This is a genomic window from Streptomyces cavernicola, assembly GCF_029968035.1.
GTDB classification, from domain to species: Bacteria; Actinomycetota; Actinomycetes; order Streptomycetales; family Streptomycetaceae; genus Streptomyces; species Streptomyces cavernicola.
Map to the genome: position 1 here is coordinate 1 of NZ_JASCIQ010000057.1, position 17,244 is coordinate 17,244.

Genomic DNA, 17,244 nt, shown 5'->3' on the forward strand with positions numbered 1-17,244 from the left:
CGTGTGGGCGGGCCACATAGGTGCCGCACACATGTGGTCCGCCCACATAGGTGCCGCCACACACGTGGCCTGCCCACATAGGGCCCGCACACATGTGGCCTGCCCCCACAGGACACCGGCCCTCCCGTCGACCGTCCGGGCCCTTCCCCCGCACCTCAGACGGCGATGCCCGCCACGCGCAGCGCGTGCACCAGGTCCCACTCCCGCTCCGGCGACACCGCGCGCGCCGCGTCCAGGACCAGGGGCGCGAGCCGCGCCGGGTCGCGCAGGGCGAACCGCGCCGCCTCCTGCGGTCCGCGCACCCGTACGTACGCGTCGAGGAGCGCCGCCACCTCGCGCTCCCGGCCGGACTCGTGCAGGGCGAGCACGGCCTCGGCGAGCTCGGGCGCGGGGCGGGCCACTCCCTGCCGGAGCAGCTGCCCGCCGTCGTCGGCGCGGCCCGCGGCGGCCAGCGCGTCGGCCGCCGCGACGAGCCGCTCCACGGGCAGCGAGGCACTCTCCCACAGCAGCGTCACCCAGTCGGCCGCGAGCCCCGCGCACTCCAACTCTTCCGCCAGCAGCGGTAGTTGGTCCGCAGGGCCGAGCACGGCCTCACACAGCAGCGCGTACGCCTCGCCGCTGCGCCCCGCGCCGCGGAGCCGGACCAGCTCACGTACGGCCTGTGCGGCGGCCGCACGCGAGGCGGCGTCGTCCGGCTCGGGGGCCGACTCGGGGGCCGACTCGGGGGCCGGCCGCGGCGCGGGTTCCGGCACGGCAGCGGCCATCGCGAACCGGGCGCCCCGCGGAGCCTCCGCGGCCACGGCCGCCCCGGGCATCGCCTCCGGTACGGGCACGGGCACGGCCTCGTCCGTCGCGTCACCCTCGTCCGCCGCGCCCCAGGCGTACCTGGCCCCGCGCGGGCGCTTCCGCCGGGCGGCCGCAGGCGTGCGCCGCTCCCGGTCAGACGCCGCCCCCGACCCCTCCGCCACCTCCCCCGCTTCCAACTGGGCGATGCGCGAGCGGAGTTCTTCGCTCCTGGCCGTCGCGCGCTCCTCGTCGTCGCGGGCCCAGGCGAGGTCGAGGCGGAGGCGTTCGGCCTCGTGCGGGGCGGGCGCTTCGGCGAGCCGGGCGGCGATGAGGTCCTGGCGCTCGATCGCGTACCGCTGCTCGTCGCGCATCAGGTCGAGCCGCTCGGCCAGGAGTCGGCGGGCGCCGGGCAGCTCGTCCTGGGCGGCGAGCGCCGCGCGGTGCAGGGGGCGGGCGAGGGCGGCCTCGCGCTCGGCGGCCGGGTCGCCGTGGTCGCCGGCGAGGTCGTGGAGCAGGGCCTGGACGACGTCCCAGGGCGGCACTTCGACGCCGTCGAGGCAGGCCGTCACGCCCTCCGGGTCGCGCTGCCAGAACACTCCGCACCAGCCCGCCCGCTGGTCCGGCCGGGACAGCAGATCCTCGAAGTACGCGGCGAACTCCCCGACCGCCGAAGGGAGTTGATGCTGTGCCATACCGCTCGCCCCCGTCAGCGCAGAAACCACGGAAGCGGGCCTGTTCGGCCCGTCCGTCCGGCTGGCATTGCACACCCGCCGTGTTACGGGGCGGCTACGGGCGCTTTTCGGCGGGACGCCTACTGGGCGTTGAGGCGTACGGCGATCCCGGTGTGCGGGCGCTTGCCGAGGCGTACGAGAGTGGCGGGCAGGTCCACGAGCCAGTACTGGAGGCGGTACTTGCGCGCGAGGAGCTTGCGCAGCTTCGGCATCTCGTCGGCGGTCAGGAAGCGCGCCGTGCCGTCGACGGCGGGCGCGTCCGGGGCGACCCGGCCGCGCACGTCGCAGGGCGACACCCGCACGTTCTTGTCCCGTCGCAGCCGCTTGACCTTCCAGGAGTCGCTCCGCGTCCACACCCACAGCTCGTCCCCGGCCCGTACGACCCATACGGGTGTGGCGACGCCGACCCCGTTCCGCCGGTATGTGGTGAGGCTGATGTAGGGGACGCGGCCGAGGAGTGAGGCGTTCATGGGGGTCATGGCCGGAGCTTAGGCGCGCTGCTCGCGCCCGCGTGCGTGAGGGTCTCCCAGGCGACGAAGAGGTCGTCGGTGCCTGCGGGGCGGGTGCGGCGCACGAGGCGTTCGGTATGTGGCACGGGCACATGGAGTCGGTTCTTGAGGTGGTTGAGGACCACTTCCAGGTCGGGCCCGAGGGTCAGCTCGGGCTTACCGCCGCACAACCACTGCGGCACGGCGCCGCCGAGCTGGTACCCGGAGTGCAACTCCGTTGCGGCGCGGAGCCGTTCGCGCACTTCGCCGTAGAGGTCGACGCCCTGGTGGTGCGCGGTCTCGGCGGTGTGCGCGGTGGCGGCCAGGGCGTACCCGACGTGTTCGAAGTTGCGGCAGGACTCCTGACCGAGGCCGTCGACGAAGCGCCGCTGCCCGAACCAGTAGGCGCGGATCTTCTCCGGGGTGTCGGCGCTGCCGCCGGGCGGGGCGAGCGGCAGCGGCCCGTCGGAGCGCAGATAGAAGTACGCGGGCACGCGCGCCCGGAAGCGTGCGAGGGCCTGGTCGAACACCTTACGGTCGTCGAGGAAGACGCCGATCCCGAGGGCCGCGTCGGTCATCGTCAGGTCCCAGTTGCCGTTGTAGTCGGCGACCTTCACGTCGAACTCGGCGAGGTAGGCGTGGCGCAGCATGTGCGAGAAGCGCGCCACCCGGTCCTTGGGCCAGCCGTCGGAGCCGTCGGAGGTCTTGTAGGTGTGCCGCACGATCTCGGCGGCCCGTGCCCAGGTCGACCCGGCCCAGGCCGCCTGCAGCCCGGCGTTGCCCTCTGTGTGGTCGCGCAACACCTTCGACCAGGCGTCCATGATCTGCACGGACTTCTCGGCGTGCGCCCGCTTCCCGGTCACCGACCAGAGCAGCGCCTGGGTGTACGCGGCGACGGCGTCCTCGCGCTCGGCGGTGCAGGCGGGCGGGTTCTCGTACGGCTTGCAGGCGACCACGGCGACGGGGCGGGGGCGGTACCCGGCCTGTGCGTACCGGCTGTTCGCCATCGCGCGGTAGGCCGACGCCCAGGGCTCGGCGCCGGACTCCACATGGGCGCGGAGCACATGGAGTTGGGAGCGGTCGAGGAGCACGCCCGGGTGGGTGAAGGCGCGGGGCCCGACCGCTCGCGGCGCCGGCGCGGGCGGGTCCACGGCGCGCGGGGCGGCAGCGGCGAGCGCTGCGACCAGGACTGCGCAGGCGGCGAGCCCACTGCGTATGCGGCGTACGGGGCGCGGTCGGGTGGCCATACGAGCAGCGTGCACCGGCGTGTCGCGGGCCCGCGCGATCTGTTGCTCCGGCCGCGCCGCCCGGGACCTGGGGCTGGGCCTGCCCCTGCGCCAGGCCCTGCGCCTGGGCCTGGGCCGTGGGGTCGGCCGTCCCTCAGGCCGGGACTGCGGAGCAGCGCGCGAGGACTTCGTCGAGCGAGAGACCGAGGGCGCCGGCGAGGGCGGCGACCGTGAAGAACGCCGGGGTGGGCGCGCGGCCGGTCTCGATCTTGCGGAGGGTCTCGGCAGAGAGTCCGGCGCTCGCCGCGACCTCGATCATGCTCCGCCCGCCGCGGGCCTCGCGCAGCAACTGGCCGAGCCGCTCGCCGCGTTCGCGCTCTTCGGGGGTGAGAGGGGTGCGCACCATGTGGCCAGTCTACAGCCCGACCCAATTTTTATACCGGTATAGTAATTGGCATGGTGGAACTGAAGACGGACGCGTCCATCGACGCGATGCGGGAAGCGGGCCGAGTCGTGGCCCAGGCGCTGACGGCGGTACGGGAGGCGGCGGAGGTCGGCGTCCGGCTGCTCGACCTGGACGAGGTGGCGCGCGGCGTCCTGAAGGAGGCGGGCGCGGACTCCCCGTTCCTCGGGTACCGGCCGGGCTTCGCCCCCACCCCGTTCCCCGGGGTCCTGTGCACATCGGTGAACGACGCGATCGTGCACGGCATCCCGAGCGGGTACCGGCTGCGCGACGGCGACCTGGTCTCCGCGGACTTCGGCGCGAAGCTGAACGGCTGGGTCGGGGACTCGGCCGTCAGCTTCACCGTGGGCAGGGCGCGCGCCGCCGACACCCGGCTCGTGGAGACGGCGTTCGCGGCGCTCGACGCGGGCATCGCGGCGGCCGCCGTCGGCAACCGCATCGGAGACATCGCCCACGCCATCGGCACGGTCTGCCGCTCGGCCGGTTACGGCATCCCGGACGACTTCGGCGGCCACGGCATCGGCCGCGAGATGCACGAGGACCCGGGCGTGCCCAACGAGGGGCGGCCGGGGCGGGGGATGCGGCTGCGGCACGGCATGGTCCTGGCCATCGAGCCGATGCTGACCGGGGGTGGCGGGGACGACTACTACGCGGACCGGGACGGGTGGACGCTGCGCACATGTGACGGCAGTCGGGCGGCGCACGCGGAGCACACGGTGGCTGTCACGGAGGCGGGCCCCCGCGTCCTCACGACCCTGTGAGCCTCCGGACCACGCCCGGCCCCGTCGACTCGGCCCTGTCGAGCCTGATTTGATCCCCTCCCCGCCCCTTCCCGGCTGCGCCCGATATGCGGCTGCCGCCGCGTGGCTGCCGTCGGCTCCTGGGGGCCAGCCCCCAGACCCCCTCCCCCAAGCTCTCGGCTTCGCTCGAGCAGGGGGGACCCCCATCTCCAACGCCGGAGGGGCTGAATTTGGCGGAATGAGGCTGGGAGGAGCGCCCCGTCAGGGGCGCGGGGCTGTGACATTTACGGCTCCGCCGCGTGGGCGCGAGCAACCACAACGGCGCGACAGCCGAAAAACAACCGGGCACGGGGCGAAGCCCCGGACATTCAGGGGCGCGGGGCTGTGACATTTGCGGCTGCCGCCGCGTGGGCGCGACCAGCCGCAGCGGCGCGGCAGTCGAAAAGCGACCGGGCCGGGGCCCGGGGCGGAGCCCCGGGGTGAAACAACAGCCCTCACTGCCCCGCAAGGAACCGCCGAGTCAGCTCCGCCCCCATCCGCTGCGCGGCGCCCGCGCTCTCGATCGGCTTGACCTCGCTGCCCGTGAAGAAGATGTACGTGACGTCGCGCGCCGCCCCGCCCCGTACCGGATGCGGGTTGATGCCGAGGCCGCGGGCGGTCGCGTACGAGGCCTCGCCGATGAGGTCGGCCGGGCCGGTGTCGCCGACGACGGCGTACTGCACCTTGCCGCGGTGGACGACCGCGGCAAGACCCCCGCCCCACACCTTCGAGTCGCGATGGCTCCACAGCTTGCTCGCGCCCGGCACCACGACGTACGGCAGTTTCGCCGAGTCGAGGTGCCGGCCGCGCGCGTCCTGGAAGGCCGTCGTGGGCTGGAAGTAGGGGTCGGTGCGCTTGTTGCAGACGCTGCTGGGGCGGCCGTCGCAGTCGATGTCCAGGTCGGCCTTGAAGTGCACGACGCCCTTGCCGCCGCAGACCGGGATGTTCGCGGGCGCCCCGTCGTCCGCGCGGTACCGGCCCTTGGAGATCTGCGCGCAGCCGCGGATCTTGGCGAGCAGCGCGGCCGCCACCGTCGGGCCGCCCTCCTCGGCCACCACCGTCGGACCGCTCTCGTCAGCCGCCGCGGGCGGGGCGGCGAGGGCGGTGAGCAGGACGGGGGCGAGGGCGGCCGGCACCAGCACAGAATTCAGTGCATGCAAGGGAGACCCCTAGGAAGTGATCAAGAGCTCGGGTGCACCACCCTCGCCGAGCCCCCGCCCCTTCGCACCTTTTCCGCCGCCGCGAGCCAGCGCCCGTCGGGCAGTCGCTGCACGCCGGTGGCCGCGCCGATCTCCGAGGTCTCCTTGAAGGCGTGCCCGATCGACTCCAGCTTCGCCCTCAACTCGCTGCCGTACAGGCCGGGTTCGAGCTCGGTGGCGGCCGCGTTGCGCTGGCTGGCGCGCGGCGCGGCGATCGCGTCGACGAGCGGCAGGCCGCGGTCGACCACTCCGGTGAGGGTCTGCAGGACGGTGGTGATGATGGTCGCGCCGCCGGGCGAACCGAGCGCGAGCACCGGCCGGCCGTCCTTCAGGGCGATCGTCGGCGACATCGACGAGCGCGGCCGCTTGCTCGGGCCCGGCAGGTTCGGGTCGTGCACGTCAGGGCTCGCCGGAGCGAAGGAGAAGTCGGTCAGCTCGTTGTTGAGCAGGAAGCCGCGCCCCGGCACGGTGATGCCGCTGCCGCCGGTGGACTCGATGGTCAGCGTGTACGCGACGACGTTGCCCCACTTGTCGGCGGCCGTCAGATGCGTGGTGTTCTCGCCCTCGTACGTGGTCGGGGCGGCCTTGTCGCCGGTGCCGCACGACTCCGGGTCGCGCGGGTCGCCGGGTGCGAGCGGGCTGGTGAGGGCCTTGTCGTCGCTGATCAGGCAGGCGCGGGAGTCCGCGAACTCCTGGCTGAGCAGCTCCTTCGTCGGCACGTCCTCGAACGCCGGGTCGCCCACCCAGCGCCCGCGGTCCGCGAAGGCGATCCGGCTGGCCTCGATGTACCGGTGCAAGTACTGCTCCTCGGTGGCCTTCGCGAGGTCGGTGCGCTCCAGGATGTTCAGGGCCTCGCCGACGGTCGTGCCGCCGGACGAGGAGGGCGCCATGGAGTAGACGTCGAGCCCCCGGTACTCGGCCCGGCTCGGCGCCTGCCGCTTCACCGCGTACCCGGCGAGGTCCCCGGTGGTGAGGTCGCCGGGCCTGGCCTCGCGCCCGGAGTCCGGGTCGACGGGCGGCTCGTTGACGGTCCGTACGACCTCCTCGGCGAGCTTGCCGTGGTACATGGCGCGGCTGCCCTTGTCGCCCAGCTCGGCGTACGTACGGGCCAGATCGGGGTTCTTGAAGACCGAGCCGACCGCCGGGAGTTCGCCGCCGGGCAGGAAAAGCTCGGCGGAGGCGGGGAAGTCGGCGAAGCGCTCCTGGTTGGCGGCGGTCTGGGCGCGGAACGTCTCGTCGACGACGAAGCCCTTGGACGCCAACTCCTTGGCGGGTTCGAGGAGTTGGTCGAGCGGGCGGCTGCCCCAGGAGTCGAGGGCCGCGTCCCAGGTGGCGGGCGTGCCCGGGGTGCCGACGCTGAGCCCGCTGGTCACCGCGGCGGCGAACGGGAGCGGCTTGCCGTCCTCCAGGAACAGCCCGCTGTCGGCGCTGCCCGGGGCCGTCTCGCGGCCGTCGACGGTGTGCACCTTGCCGGACTTCGCGTCGTAGTAGACGAAGTAACCGCCGCCGCCGACGCCCGCGGAGTACGGCTCGGTGACGCCGAGCGCGGCGGCCGTGGCGACGGCGGCGTCCACCGCGTTGCCGCCCTTGCGGAGCACCTCGATGCCCGCGGCGGAGGCGTCCGGGTCGACGCTGGACACGGCCCCGCCGTAGCCGACCTCGACCGGCGACTTCGGCGGCGGTGGCACGGAACCGGCGGAGGCCGACGACGAAGGGGGCGCGGCCGCACCGACCGTCACCAAAGCTCCTGAAACGGCGAGCAACGAGAGATTCCGCGCAACTGGACGACGCATCCGTACCTCCGGTCAACGACTGTCTGCGCAGCGTAACTTCGCGGCGCGAACACGTCAGGCCCCCCTCGAACACCGGTCCGTCCGGCGGCTAGAGTGCCCGCCCATGAGTGAAGACCTTGTGAACGTCGCCCTGGGCGTCCTCGCCGTGGGGATCGTCGCGTCCCTCGGCTGGTTCGCCCGTACGTACCTGTGGAAGCGGGGACTGAGGCGCAAGCAGGCCTTCTTCGGGCTGCCCGCCAACGCGGAGACCCTGCTCGTCGTGAGCCGTGACGCGGGCGGTCCCGAACTCGCCGTGTCGCACACCGACATGTTCTCGCTGCTCGAACTCTCCGCGCTGGTCAAGGAGTGCGGGGCCAACGCCCAGGTGATCGCGCACGACACGGTCAAGGAGGGCTTCGGCGAGCGCACCGAGTTCTGCGTGGGCGGCCCCGCCGCCAACCGCCGCATGGCCGCGCATCTGCACTCACTGCTGCCGGGCGTACGGGTCAACTCCACCCCCGAACCGGGTCCGGACCGGGGTGCGTTCCAGATCGGCAGCGAGCGGTACCGGATGGAGCCGGGGCGCGCGGAGCATGTGGTGCTCGCGCGGTTGACGGCGGGGCAGGGGCAGGAGGCGCGGCCCGTGTTCCTGTTCTGCGGGCAGCGGGCGATCACGCATCAGGCGGCGACGCGGTATCTGGCCCGGCACCACGAGCGGCTCGCCCGCAAGTACGGCACGAACTCCTTCGTGCTGCTTCTGAAGGTGGTCAACTCGCAGGCGTACGGGCCGGATGTGGTGGAGCTGGTCGCCGATGTGACGAAGGCCGCGCAGGCGCCGGTCCCTCCGGTACGCACCTCGCACCGGGCGCCGAAGGACTGAGTGAGCGACCGTCGGGACGACCGCCCGAATATCCGGATTTGACGTCAAACCCCGGTGATCAACGGACACTTGACGATCTTCTGGCAGACCACATCAGCCGCATTCCCGGACACATGGTGCGGCCTGAAAATCCATCCTCCGCAGGTGTGACACGCAGCGGGTCCGGTGCGCTGTCACAAGTGAGTCGGCCGGTGATCGGCGCCTCGGTTCCGCAGGTTTCTTCCGTGTCTGCGGGTCTGCCGGCCCCCCTGCTGTGGCCCTGCCGTCTCATGCACAGTCCCCCGACGAAGGAAGAGCTTCCTCATGAGCTACAACGCCCCGATCGAGACCCGCGAGATCGCCGACGACGCCCTGGACGCCCTGGCCGGCGGAGCCGCGGCCCTGAACCTGCACGGCGACCAGAACCACGTGCAGGGCTTCGGCGGCGTCGAGCTGGCCGGTCACGGTGTCGTCGCCGACGGCGTGGCCGACCTGCAGAACGGTACGGCGAACCTCAACGTCGCCACCTTCTGACCGTCCGGAGCGGCTGAGCCCCTGCCGGGCTGAGCCCGTTCCGAGACGTCCGCCCCCTCGGCCGCACCCTTGCCGAGGGGGCATTCCCTTTCGTCGCCCGCCGTCAGGCGATCCGCACGGGCAACTCCTTGATCCCGTTGATGAAGTTGGACACCAGCCTCCGCGGCGGCCCCGCGGCGACCAGCACCGGAAAGTGCCGCAACACCTCCTCGTACAGCACCCGCAGCTGCAGCCGCGCGAAGTGCGCCCCGAGACAGACGTGCGGCCCCTCTCCGAAGGACACATGCGGGTTGGGCGTGCGCCCGAGGTCCAGGCGGTACGGGTCGGCGAACACCCGCTCGTCATGGTTGGCGGAGGCGTGCAGGACGACCACCTTGTCGCCCGCCCGCACCCGCTGCCCGCCGATCTCGACGTCCCGCGTCGCCGTACGCCGGAACGTCAGCACCGGCGGATGCCACCGCAGCAACTCCTCGACGGCAGAGGCGAGTTGGACCTCCCCGGCCCGCAACCGCGCCTGCTCCCCCGGATGTTCGACGAGTGCGAGAAGGCCGCCCGGCGCGGCGCTGCGCACGGTGTCGTTGCCCGCGACGGTGAGCAGGAAGAAGAACATCTCCAGCTCGGCCGCGCTGAGCCGGGCGTCGCCGTCCGTGGCGTGCGCGAGCGCGGTCATCACATCGTCGCTGGGGTGGCGTCGTTTGTACGCGGCGAGCCCCTGCGCGTAGTCGAACATCTCCCGCAGCATCGCGGGCGAGCGCGGATCGACCGGCCGCCCGTCGGGCCCCCGCACAAGCGCCGCCGCCTCGTCCGGGTCCTGGTAGCCGATGACGCGCTCGGTCCACTTCAGGAGCAGTCCGCGGTCGCTCTTGGGCACGCCGAGCAGGTCGGCGAGGTTGAGCAGCGCGTAGTCGTCGGTGACGGTCGAGACGAGGTCGACCCCGTCCCCGAACTCCCTTGCCGCTACGAGGAGTTGGCGGGCCCGCTCCCGTATCTTCGTCTCGAACCGCTCGATCCGCCCGCGCGTGAACGCCCTGCTGACGAGCCGGCGGAGGCGGACCTGGTGCGGAGGGTCCTGGTTGAGCATCATGCGGCGGATGAACGGCAGGTCGTCGGGGGCCGGGTCGCGGATCTGGGTGGCGCCGAGGTGCGAGGAGAACGTGGCGTGGTCCTTGAGGACGCGGACGACGTCGGCGTGGCGCGCGACCGCCCAGAACCCGGGCCCGGCCGGCCAGCCGAGCACCTCGTACTCCTCCTGCCAGGCCACCGGGTGGTGGGCGCGCAGCTCGCGGTAGGCCTCGTGCGGGATGCCGTCGCGCAGCAGCCGCGGGTCGAACACATCGGGGACGCGGCCGGGTGCCGCGGCCGTCACAGCTGCTCCGCGCGCAGGAAGTCCTCGACGACGCGGACGAGTTCGAGCGGCGTCTCGTCCATCGCGTAGTGCCCGGCGGCGGCCAGCTCGACCACTTCGGCCCGTACGAACCAGCGCCCCCAGGTCTGCCGGGTCAGTTCCGCGCCGAGCACCGGGTCGAGCGCGCCGACGACGGCGAGGGCGGGCACGGTGCTGCCGTCGACCTCGGTGTGGAAGTCCTCGCGCGCCCAGGAGTCGAGCCAGGCGCGGAAGGCCTTGGGGTCGCTGCGGTCCAGGGAGCGGCGGACCATGCGGTCGAGCCAGGCGGCGGGCCGGTTGCCGCCGGTGGTGGTGTCGATGATGCCGCGCCGCACATCCGTGAGCTCGGCGGCGGACGAGAAGTACGCCCACTGCTCGGGCGTCGGCGAGAGCCCGGACGCCGGCACGGGCGAGACGCCGACGAGCCGGCGCACCCGCTCGGGCACGACGGCCACGACGCGCTGCGCGACCGCGCCGCCCATCGAGTGCCCGATCACCGAGAACCGGTCCCAGCCGAGCCGGTCGGCGAGCGCCACCAGGTCGGCGGCGCCCTCCTGGGTGGTGTACGCCCCGGCCTCCCCGCGCGCCTCCCCGTATCCGCGCAGGTCCACGAGGGCGTACGTGAACGACTCCAGGTCGAGGTCGGCGCCGACGGCCGCGTAGGCGTCGCGGTCGGCGAACCAGCCGTGCACGGCGAAGACCTTGTGCGGTCCGGATCCGAGCAGGGTGTGGGGCAGCGGGAAGGCCACGTGCGACTCCGTTCGCGGGTGCGGGTGCGGGCGGTCACCAAGGTGTCCCCATCTTCCGCCTCCGGCAAGGGCGCAGAGCGGTCACAGCGGCGACACGCCGGGTGCGTGCCGCGCCGCCCTGCGCCCCCGGCTCGCGCCGTACGCACGCCCAACAATCGTTACAGGCGCGTAACTTACCGACGGGTTACCTCCAGTAAACAGCCGAGGTTACCGTCGGGTCACTTTGCACTCGACATGAGGAGTGACCCCGTGGGACCCGTGGGAGAACCGCGCCGCAAGGCGCTCCGCAGCACCGCCGCCGGCACTCTCTCGGCAGCCCTGGTCGCGGGCGCCGCGTTCGGCCTCGCCCCCGCGGCCCACGCGGCGCCCGCCGCCGTCACCGCCGCGGAGACCGCCGGCCCGCGCTTCGTCGACATCGAGGGCGACGGCGGCACGGTCCTGAAGGCCAACGTCTTCACCCCCGCAGACGCGAAGCCGGGCGACCGCTACCCCGCGATCGTGCTGCCCACCAGCTGGGCCATGCCGCAGATCGAGTACGTCGCCCAGGCCAAGAAGCTCGCCGACTCCGGCTATGTGGTGGTCGGTTACAACTCGCGCGGCTTCTGGCAGTCCGGCGGCGAGATCGAGACCGCGGGCCCCGAGGACGTCGCGGACGCCCGCAAGGTGGTCGACTGGACCCTGGCCAACACCCCGGCCGACCCGGACCGCGTCGGCATGGCCGGCGTCTCCTACGGCGCGGGCATCAGCCTCCTCGCCGCCGCCCACGACCCGCGCGTGAAGGCGGTCGCGGCGCTCAGCGGCTGGGCCGACCTGATCGACTCGATCTACTCCGGCCGCACCCAGCACAAGCAGGCCGCCCAACTGCTCGGCGGCGCGGGCGCGCTCACCGGCCGCCCCAGCCCCGAACTCCAGCAGACCCTCAAGGACTTCCTCGCCTCCGACCTCGACCAGGAGGACGAGATGATCGCGTGGGGGAAGAAGCGCTCCCCCGCCACGTACATCGACGCCCTGAACAGGAACGACACTGCCGTCATGCTCGGCAACGCCTGGGGCGACTCCCTCTTCCCGCCCAACCAGTACGCCGAGTTCTACGAGAAGCTCACCGGCCCCAAGCGCCTGGAGTTCCGCCCCGGCGACCACGCCACGGCCGAGGCGACGGGCCTGTTCGGCCTTCCCAACGACGTGTGGAGCAACTCACAGCGCTGGTTCGACCGCCACCTCAAGGGCGAGCGCAACGGCATCGACCAGGAACTCCCGGTCCAGCTCAAGTCCCGTACGACAGGCGGTTACGAGGGCTACCCCGACTGGAAGTCCGTCGGCACGAAGAGCGCCAGGATCGATCTCGACGGCACCCACACGCTGCGTACCAACTCCGACTCGGGCGCGAACGGCGGCACGGTGATGCTGACCGGGCTCCTCGACCAGTTCGCGAAGATCCCGCCGATGGCGTCGATGCCGCTGCTGCCCCGCTCCCGCGCGGCGGTCTGGCAGTCCGAGCGGTACACCACCGCGCAGCAGGTGCGCGGCACCGCGAAGGTGCACACCACGGTCTCCAGCAACGAGTCGAGCGGCACCCTCGTCGCATACCTCTACGACGTGGGGCCGCTCGGCCTCGGCAAGCTGGTCTCGCACGCGCCGTACACGTTCCACGGCAAGACGCCCGGCCGGCCGTTCCCCGTGGACCTGGAGCTGTTCTCCACCGCCTACGACGTACCGGCCGGGCATCGCCTCGCCGTGGTGGTCGACACGGTCGACCCGCTCTACATCGAGCACAACCCGACCGGCGCGCAGCTGACCTTCTCCTCCCCCGCGGCCGACCCGAGTCACGTGTCGGTCCCGCTGCGCGAGCAGTGATCTCCGGCTGCTGCCGGGCGGGCCTGGCCCTGTGGTCCGTCCGTCGGACGGACACTGAGTGCTACTGCGGACCCGGCAGCAGCGTCCCCGGTTCGGCCGGGGCGACGTCCACGGCCTCCGTCTTGGGGCTGCGCCTCTGCCGCTTGGACACCCAGGTGGCGAACCACGACAGAAGCATGCACATCCCGATGTAGATCGGTGAGATCACCAGCACCACGGGGATGAACGGCAAATCGTAGTCGAGATTCGAAGCGATGAGTTTCCCCGCGTGCAAGAACTCCTCATAGGTGATCAGGTAACCGAGCGAGGTGTCCTTCAGGGCGACCACCAACTGGCTGATGATGGCGGGCAACATGGCGCGTACGGCCTGCGGCACCAGCACATGCGTCATCACCTGCGTCTTGCGCATGCCGAGCGCGAACGCCGCCTCCCGCTGGCCGCGTTCGACCGCGTTGATGCCGGAGCGGAAGACCTCCGCGAGCACAGAGCCGTTGTAGAGCGTGAGCCCCGCCACGAGCGCGGGCAGCGGCTGCACCTTCAGCGCCACGAAGATGAAGAAGATCATCACGAGGACCGGCATCGCGCGGAAGAACTCGACGATCAGCGTGGCCAGCCAGCGCACCGGCTTGTGGTCGGAGAGCCGCCCCACCGCGAGCAGCGTGCCGAGCACGAGCGAGAGCACGGCGGCCATGGCGAAGGCCTTCAGCGTGTTGCCGAGGCCCGTCAGGAGGAGCTCCTGGATTCCCTCGTACTCGAAGGGAGTCCACTTGGTGGCGGTGAACTGCTCGGTGTCGAAGAGCAGGTACAGGATCCAGGCCGCGAGCCCCAGGATCAGGAGCGTCGACAGGGCCCCGTACGCGAAGTGCCGCTTGCGGGCGGCCGGTCCGGGGATGTCGTAGAGGGCGCTGGACTCTTCGTGCGTGGTCGCGGTCATCGGGCGACTCCCCAGCGCTTCTCCATGAAGTTGAAGACCGCGCTGATGGTGAGGGTGATGATCAGGTAGCCGAGGGCGATCCAGACGAAGGTCCAGATGATGCTGTAGCCCAGTTCGTTGAGGGTCTTGTACGTGCCGAGGAGCTCGGTGACGCTGAACGCCCCCGCGATCGCCGAGTTCTTGGCGAGCGCGATCAGGTTGGAGCCGACCGGCGGGATCACCGAGCGGAAGGCCTGCGGCAGAACGACGTTGTTCAGCGTCTGCCCGAAGCTCATCCCGAGACTGCGCGCCGCCTCGCCCTGCCCCTTGGGCACGGTGTTGATGCCGGAGCGCAGCGCCTCGCAGATGAAGGCGGAGGTGTAGCAGCCGAGCGCGAGGATCGCGAACACCTTGAAGGGGAGCACGAGTCCGAACCGCGGCAGGCCGAGCAGCACCGCGAAGAACAGCAGGGTCAGCGGGGTGTTGCGAAGCACGGTCACCCACACGGTGCCGAACACCCGGAACGACCCGACGGGCGCGACCCGGAACGAGGCCATCACGAAGCCGAGCACGAGCGCCAACAGCGAGGCGTAGACGGTGAGTTCGACGGTTCCGAGGAACCCTTTGCCGTAGGTGGAGAAGTTGTCGGTCAGTACGTTCATGACGGCCCCCTCAGCTCGCCGGATAGCGGTCGATCGGCGGCGGCTTCGGCGCCGGGACGCCGGACAGGCCGAGCGTCACGTCATAGGCCTTCTTCCAGTCGCCGTTCTTCTCGTGCCGCGCGAGCGCGTCGTCGAGGGCGAACCGCAGGGCGTTGTCCTTCCGCGGCACCCCGATGCCGTACGGCTCCTCGGAGAACGGCTTGCCGACCAGCTTCAGCTCGTCGGGCACCTTGGCCGCGTACCCCTGCAGGATCGCGTCGTCGGTGGTGACCGCGTCGACCTGGTACGTCAGCAGGTTGTCGACGCAGATCGAGTACGTGTCGTACGCGACGAGGTCGGCCTTCGGGTAGTCCGCCTCGATCCGCTGGTAGGGCGTGGCGCCGGCCGCCGAGCAGACCTTCTTGCCCGCCAGGTCGTCGGGCCCCTTGATCTCGTCCTCGTCCTTGCGCACCAACAGGCTCTGGCCCGCCTGGTAGTACGGCCCGGCGAAGCCGACGAGCTTCTTGCGGTTGTCGTTGATGGTGTAGGTGCCGACGTAGTAGTCGATCTGGCCGTTCTGCAGGGCCGTTTCACGGTTGGCCGAGGCGATCGTCTTGTACTGGATCGTCTTCGGGTCGAAGCCGAGCGAGGCCGACATCATCTTGGCGATCTCGATGTCGAAGCCCGAGTAGCTGCCGCTCGCCGGGTCCTTCTCGCCGAGGTAGGGCTGGTCCTCCTTGACGCCCACCACGAGCCGGCCACGCCTCTTCGCCTTCGTCCAGGTCGTGGAGTCCGCCAGCTGGAAGCCTTGCGCGATCTCGTACTTGGGGAGGTCCTCGGCGCTCGGGCCCTTCACGGGCGGGCTGCCGTCCTTGCCGCAGGCGGTGGCGGCGAGCGCGGTGAGCGCGAGGCAGGCGAGCGCCCGCACGAGCCTGCGTGCGGGCAGGCGTGCGGGCATGCGTGTGCTGCGTGTTGTCCGTGTCATCGGTGCGCGCCCCGTCAGTGCTTGAGGATCTTGGAGAGGAAGTCCTTGGCGCGCTCGCTCTCCGGGTTCGTGAAGAAGTCCTCGGGGGTGCGGTCCTCGACGACCTTGCCGTCGGCCATGAACACCACGCGGTTGGCGGCGGAGCGGGCGAAGCCCATCTCGTGCGTGACGACCACCATGGTCATGCCGTCGCGCGCCAACTGCTGCATGACTTCGAGGACTTCGTTGATCATCTCCGGGTCGAGCGCCGAGGTCGGCTCGTCGAAGAGCATCACCTTCGGGTCCATGGCCAGGGCGCGGGCGATGGCCACGCGCTGCTGCTGGCCGCCGGAGAGCTGTGCCGGGTACTTCTCGGCGTGCGCGCCGAGCCCCACCCGCTCCAGGAGTTCCCCGGAGCGCTTGTCGGCCTCGTCCTTCTTGCGTCCGCGCACCTTGATCTGGGCGAGAGAAACGTTCTGGCGGACGGTTTTGTGAGCGAAGAGGTTGAAGGACTGGAACACCATCCCCACTTCGGCGCGGAGCCTGGCGAGTTCCTTGCCCTCCGCCGGCAGCGGCTGCCCGTCCAGTGTGATGTGTCCCGACTGGATGGTCTCCAGCCTGTTGATCGTCCGGCACAGGGTCGACTTCCCCGATCCGGACGGCCCGATGACCACCACCACCTCCCCGCGCCCGACGGTGAGATTGATGTCCTGCAGGACATGCAACTCCCCGTAGTACTTGTTGACGTCCCGCAGCTCGATCAACGGATCGACGGCCATTCCGAGCCCTACTCATTCATCGCTGTATGACAGTCCGCGCAAACTATCCATAGCAATACGGGACTTAACAGGCGACACGCACCCGGCGGGAATTAACCGTATTTCCGCTTCAGGGAGTTAGGGAAACCGCCTCGCGGAGCCTCAGGCCTCGGCCGCTTCCGCGTACACCTGGGAGAGTTCGGGGGCCCCGGCGACCGCCCAGTCGAGCCCCGCCTCCACCACGTGGATCTCCCTGCCGGAGGCCAGCCTGACCACCGGGTGACCGCCGGGCCACACGTGCCACACGGCGCCCGGGACGGTGCGCACCAGGACGGTTCCCAGATAGAGGCCCGCGTCGTTGCCGAACCAGGGCAGCGTCTCCGGGTCGTCGCGCCACTGCGGCGGCAGCTGGTCGAGGGCCTCCAACGAGGCGACGCTGTCGTCGAGTTCAAGCCCGGCGGCCGCGGCCTGGGAGCGGAGGAGTTCGCACTCCGAGAGCAACTCGGCCACGCCGTCCGGGTCCTCCTCGAAGGCGACCGCGAGGCCGGCGCCCGGCTCGTCGGTCCGACGCCCGAGCCACTTGTCCAGGAAAGGCATCCTCATGATCCACGCTCCGCCGATTCGGCCCGCTTCGCCCAAAATGGCTGTCACTTTGTCGTAGTTGCACTAGATCACCTTCCGGGTGCCGCCTTGACCCCCGACACGACGGCCCCCCTCCATTGTGCGGCCGGCCATCGCTCATGCGACCTGCGCGGGAGCAGCCTTCCGTGACCGGGCGGTAGCGGATTGTCATACCGTGCCCCTAGGCTTCACTCCATGTCCCTCAATGACGAGCGCCATGGCCCGACGCCCTCCGCCGCGGAGATCAACGCGCAGATACGCGAGCTGTGGAGCCGTGCGGACGGCCGGCTCTCCGACGAGCAGCGCCGGGAGTACGCACGCCTGGTCACCCTCTGGGCGGTCGCCGTGCGGGACGAGGTCGTGGAGGCGGCCTGAGCAGCGCCTGTCCGGACAACTCGGCCGTGCGGAGCCGAGACCTCTCCGACGGTTCTGACCACGATGTTTGAGCGGGAACGCTCATCTTCCTTGAATTCAGGGCGAGTTCAGACGGCGGTCATTGACGGGTCTTGCACCTCTCCTTAGC

At 71.4% G+C, this 17,244-nt stretch carries 18 protein-coding genes; 5 read left to right on the plus strand and 13 right to left on the minus strand.

Features of this window, described 5'->3' with window-relative positions; genetic code table 11:
• Positions 1–155 precede the first annotated feature (155 nt).
• The 4 genes from QIS96_RS34910 to QIS96_RS34925 all read right to left on the minus strand — a co-directional run bounded on the left by QIS96_RS34910 (position 156) and on the right by QIS96_RS34925 (position 3,637).
• The gene (locus tag QIS96_RS34910; RefSeq protein WP_282546871.1) at positions 156–1,478 is read right to left on the minus strand and encodes a hypothetical protein; all 1,323 of its coding nucleotides are present in this window, start codon (positions 1,476–1,478) and stop codon (positions 156–158) included.
• Positions 1,479–1,597: 119 nt separating this feature from the next.
• Positions 1,598–1,987 carry a PPOX class F420-dependent oxidoreductase gene (locus QIS96_RS34915; protein WP_282546908.1) on the minus strand — a complete coding sequence of 130 codons (390 nt, stop codon included), beginning with the start codon at positions 1,985–1,987 and terminating at the stop codon, positions 1,598–1,600.
• Between the two features lie 5 nt (positions 1,988–1,992).
• Complete coding sequence (locus tag QIS96_RS34920) at positions 1,993–3,252, minus strand: alginate lyase family protein (RefSeq protein ID WP_282546872.1); 1,260 nt, start codon at positions 3,250–3,252, stop codon at positions 1,993–1,995.
• A 133-nt stretch (positions 3,253–3,385) separates the two neighbouring features.
• The gene (locus QIS96_RS34925; RefSeq protein ID WP_282546873.1) at positions 3,386–3,637 is read right to left on the minus strand and encodes a helix-turn-helix domain-containing protein; all 252 of its coding nucleotides are present in this window, start codon (positions 3,635–3,637) and stop codon (positions 3,386–3,388) included.
• A gap of 50 nt (positions 3,638–3,687) precedes the next feature.
• Here QIS96_RS34925 and map point away from each other — a divergent pair, with 50 nt between their 5' ends.
• A complete protein-coding gene (gene map, locus QIS96_RS34930) occupies positions 3,688–4,455 on the plus strand; it encodes a type I methionyl aminopeptidase (protein WP_282546874.1) in 768 nt (255 codons plus the stop codon).
• 473 nt (positions 4,456–4,928) lie between these two features.
• Here the strand turns inward: map and QIS96_RS34935 are convergent, their stop codons facing one another.
• Both QIS96_RS34935 and ggt read right to left on the minus strand, forming a co-directional pair.
• Positions 4,929–5,615 (minus strand): glycoside hydrolase family 75 protein, encoded by a 687-nt coding sequence (locus tag QIS96_RS34935; protein ID WP_282546875.1) that lies wholly within the window; start codon positions 5,613–5,615, stop codon positions 4,929–4,931.
• Between the two features lie 38 nt (positions 5,616–5,653).
• A complete protein-coding gene (gene ggt / locus QIS96_RS34940; RefSeq protein ID WP_282546876.1) occupies positions 5,654–7,465 on the minus strand; it encodes a gamma-glutamyltransferase in 1,812 nt (603 codons plus the stop codon).
• Between the two features lie 103 nt (positions 7,466–7,568).
• Here ggt and QIS96_RS34945 point away from each other — a divergent pair, with 103 nt between their 5' ends.
• Both QIS96_RS34945 and QIS96_RS34950 read left to right on the plus strand, forming a co-directional pair.
• A complete protein-coding gene (locus tag QIS96_RS34945; protein WP_282546877.1) occupies positions 7,569–8,324 on the plus strand; it encodes a hypothetical protein in 756 nt (251 codons plus the stop codon).
• Positions 8,325–8,627: 303 nt separating this feature from the next.
• The gene (locus QIS96_RS34950) at positions 8,628–8,837 is read left to right on the plus strand and encodes a hypothetical protein (RefSeq protein WP_282546878.1); all 210 of its coding nucleotides are present in this window, start codon (positions 8,628–8,630) and stop codon (positions 8,835–8,837) included.
• 103 nt (positions 8,838–8,940) lie between these two features.
• Here the strand turns inward: QIS96_RS34950 and QIS96_RS34955 are convergent, their stop codons facing one another.
• Both QIS96_RS34955 and QIS96_RS34960 read right to left on the minus strand, forming a co-directional pair.
• Entirely contained in the window at positions 8,941–10,203 is a 1,263-nt protein-coding gene (locus QIS96_RS34955; RefSeq protein ID WP_282546879.1) for a cytochrome P450, read from the minus strand.
• Positions 10,200–10,970, minus strand: coding sequence for an alpha/beta fold hydrolase (locus QIS96_RS34960; RefSeq protein WP_282546880.1), 771 nt, complete (start codon positions 10,968–10,970; stop codon positions 10,200–10,202). Before QIS96_RS34960 ends, QIS96_RS34955 begins: the two co-directional genes overlap by 4 nt.
• Before the next feature lie 234 nt (positions 10,971–11,204).
• Between QIS96_RS34960 and QIS96_RS34965 the strand changes: the two genes are divergently transcribed.
• Complete coding sequence (locus QIS96_RS34965) at positions 11,205–12,824, plus strand: CocE/NonD family hydrolase (RefSeq protein ID WP_408907306.1); 1,620 nt, start codon at positions 11,205–11,207, stop codon at positions 12,822–12,824.
• A gap of 61 nt (positions 12,825–12,885) precedes the next feature.
• Here the strand turns inward: QIS96_RS34965 and QIS96_RS34970 are convergent, their stop codons facing one another.
• From QIS96_RS34970 to QIS96_RS34990, 5 genes are all read right to left on the minus strand, one after another.
• Positions 12,886–13,758 carry an amino acid ABC transporter permease gene (locus QIS96_RS34970; protein ID WP_282546881.1) on the minus strand — a complete coding sequence of 291 codons (873 nt, stop codon included), beginning with the start codon at positions 13,756–13,758 and terminating at the stop codon, positions 12,886–12,888.
• Positions 13,755–14,399 carry an amino acid ABC transporter permease gene (locus tag QIS96_RS34975; protein ID WP_282546882.1) on the minus strand — a complete coding sequence of 215 codons (645 nt, stop codon included), beginning with the start codon at positions 14,397–14,399 and terminating at the stop codon, positions 13,755–13,757. The genes QIS96_RS34970 and QIS96_RS34975 overlap by 4 nt, the downstream gene beginning before the upstream one ends.
• A gap of 10 nt (positions 14,400–14,409) precedes the next feature.
• The gene (locus tag QIS96_RS34980; protein WP_282546883.1) at positions 14,410–15,336 is read right to left on the minus strand and encodes a glutamate ABC transporter substrate-binding protein; all 927 of its coding nucleotides are present in this window, start codon (positions 15,334–15,336) and stop codon (positions 14,410–14,412) included.
• Between the two features lie 41 nt (positions 15,337–15,377).
• Complete coding sequence (locus QIS96_RS34985; RefSeq protein ID WP_282546884.1) at positions 15,378–16,121, minus strand: amino acid ABC transporter ATP-binding protein; 744 nt, start codon at positions 16,119–16,121, stop codon at positions 15,378–15,380.
• 141 nt (positions 16,122–16,262) lie between these two features.
• Positions 16,263–16,703, minus strand: coding sequence for a DUF6278 family protein (locus QIS96_RS34990; protein ID WP_282546885.1), 441 nt, complete (start codon positions 16,701–16,703; stop codon positions 16,263–16,265).
• A gap of 213 nt (positions 16,704–16,916) precedes the next feature.
• On the opposite strand from QIS96_RS34990, the gene QIS96_RS34995 reads away from it, so the two are divergent.
• Positions 16,917–17,096: a hypothetical protein gene (locus QIS96_RS34995; protein WP_282546886.1), complete on the plus strand. Its 180-nt coding sequence runs from the start codon at positions 16,917–16,919 to the stop codon at positions 17,094–17,096.
• The last annotated feature ends 148 nt before the right edge of the window (positions 17,097–17,244 follow it).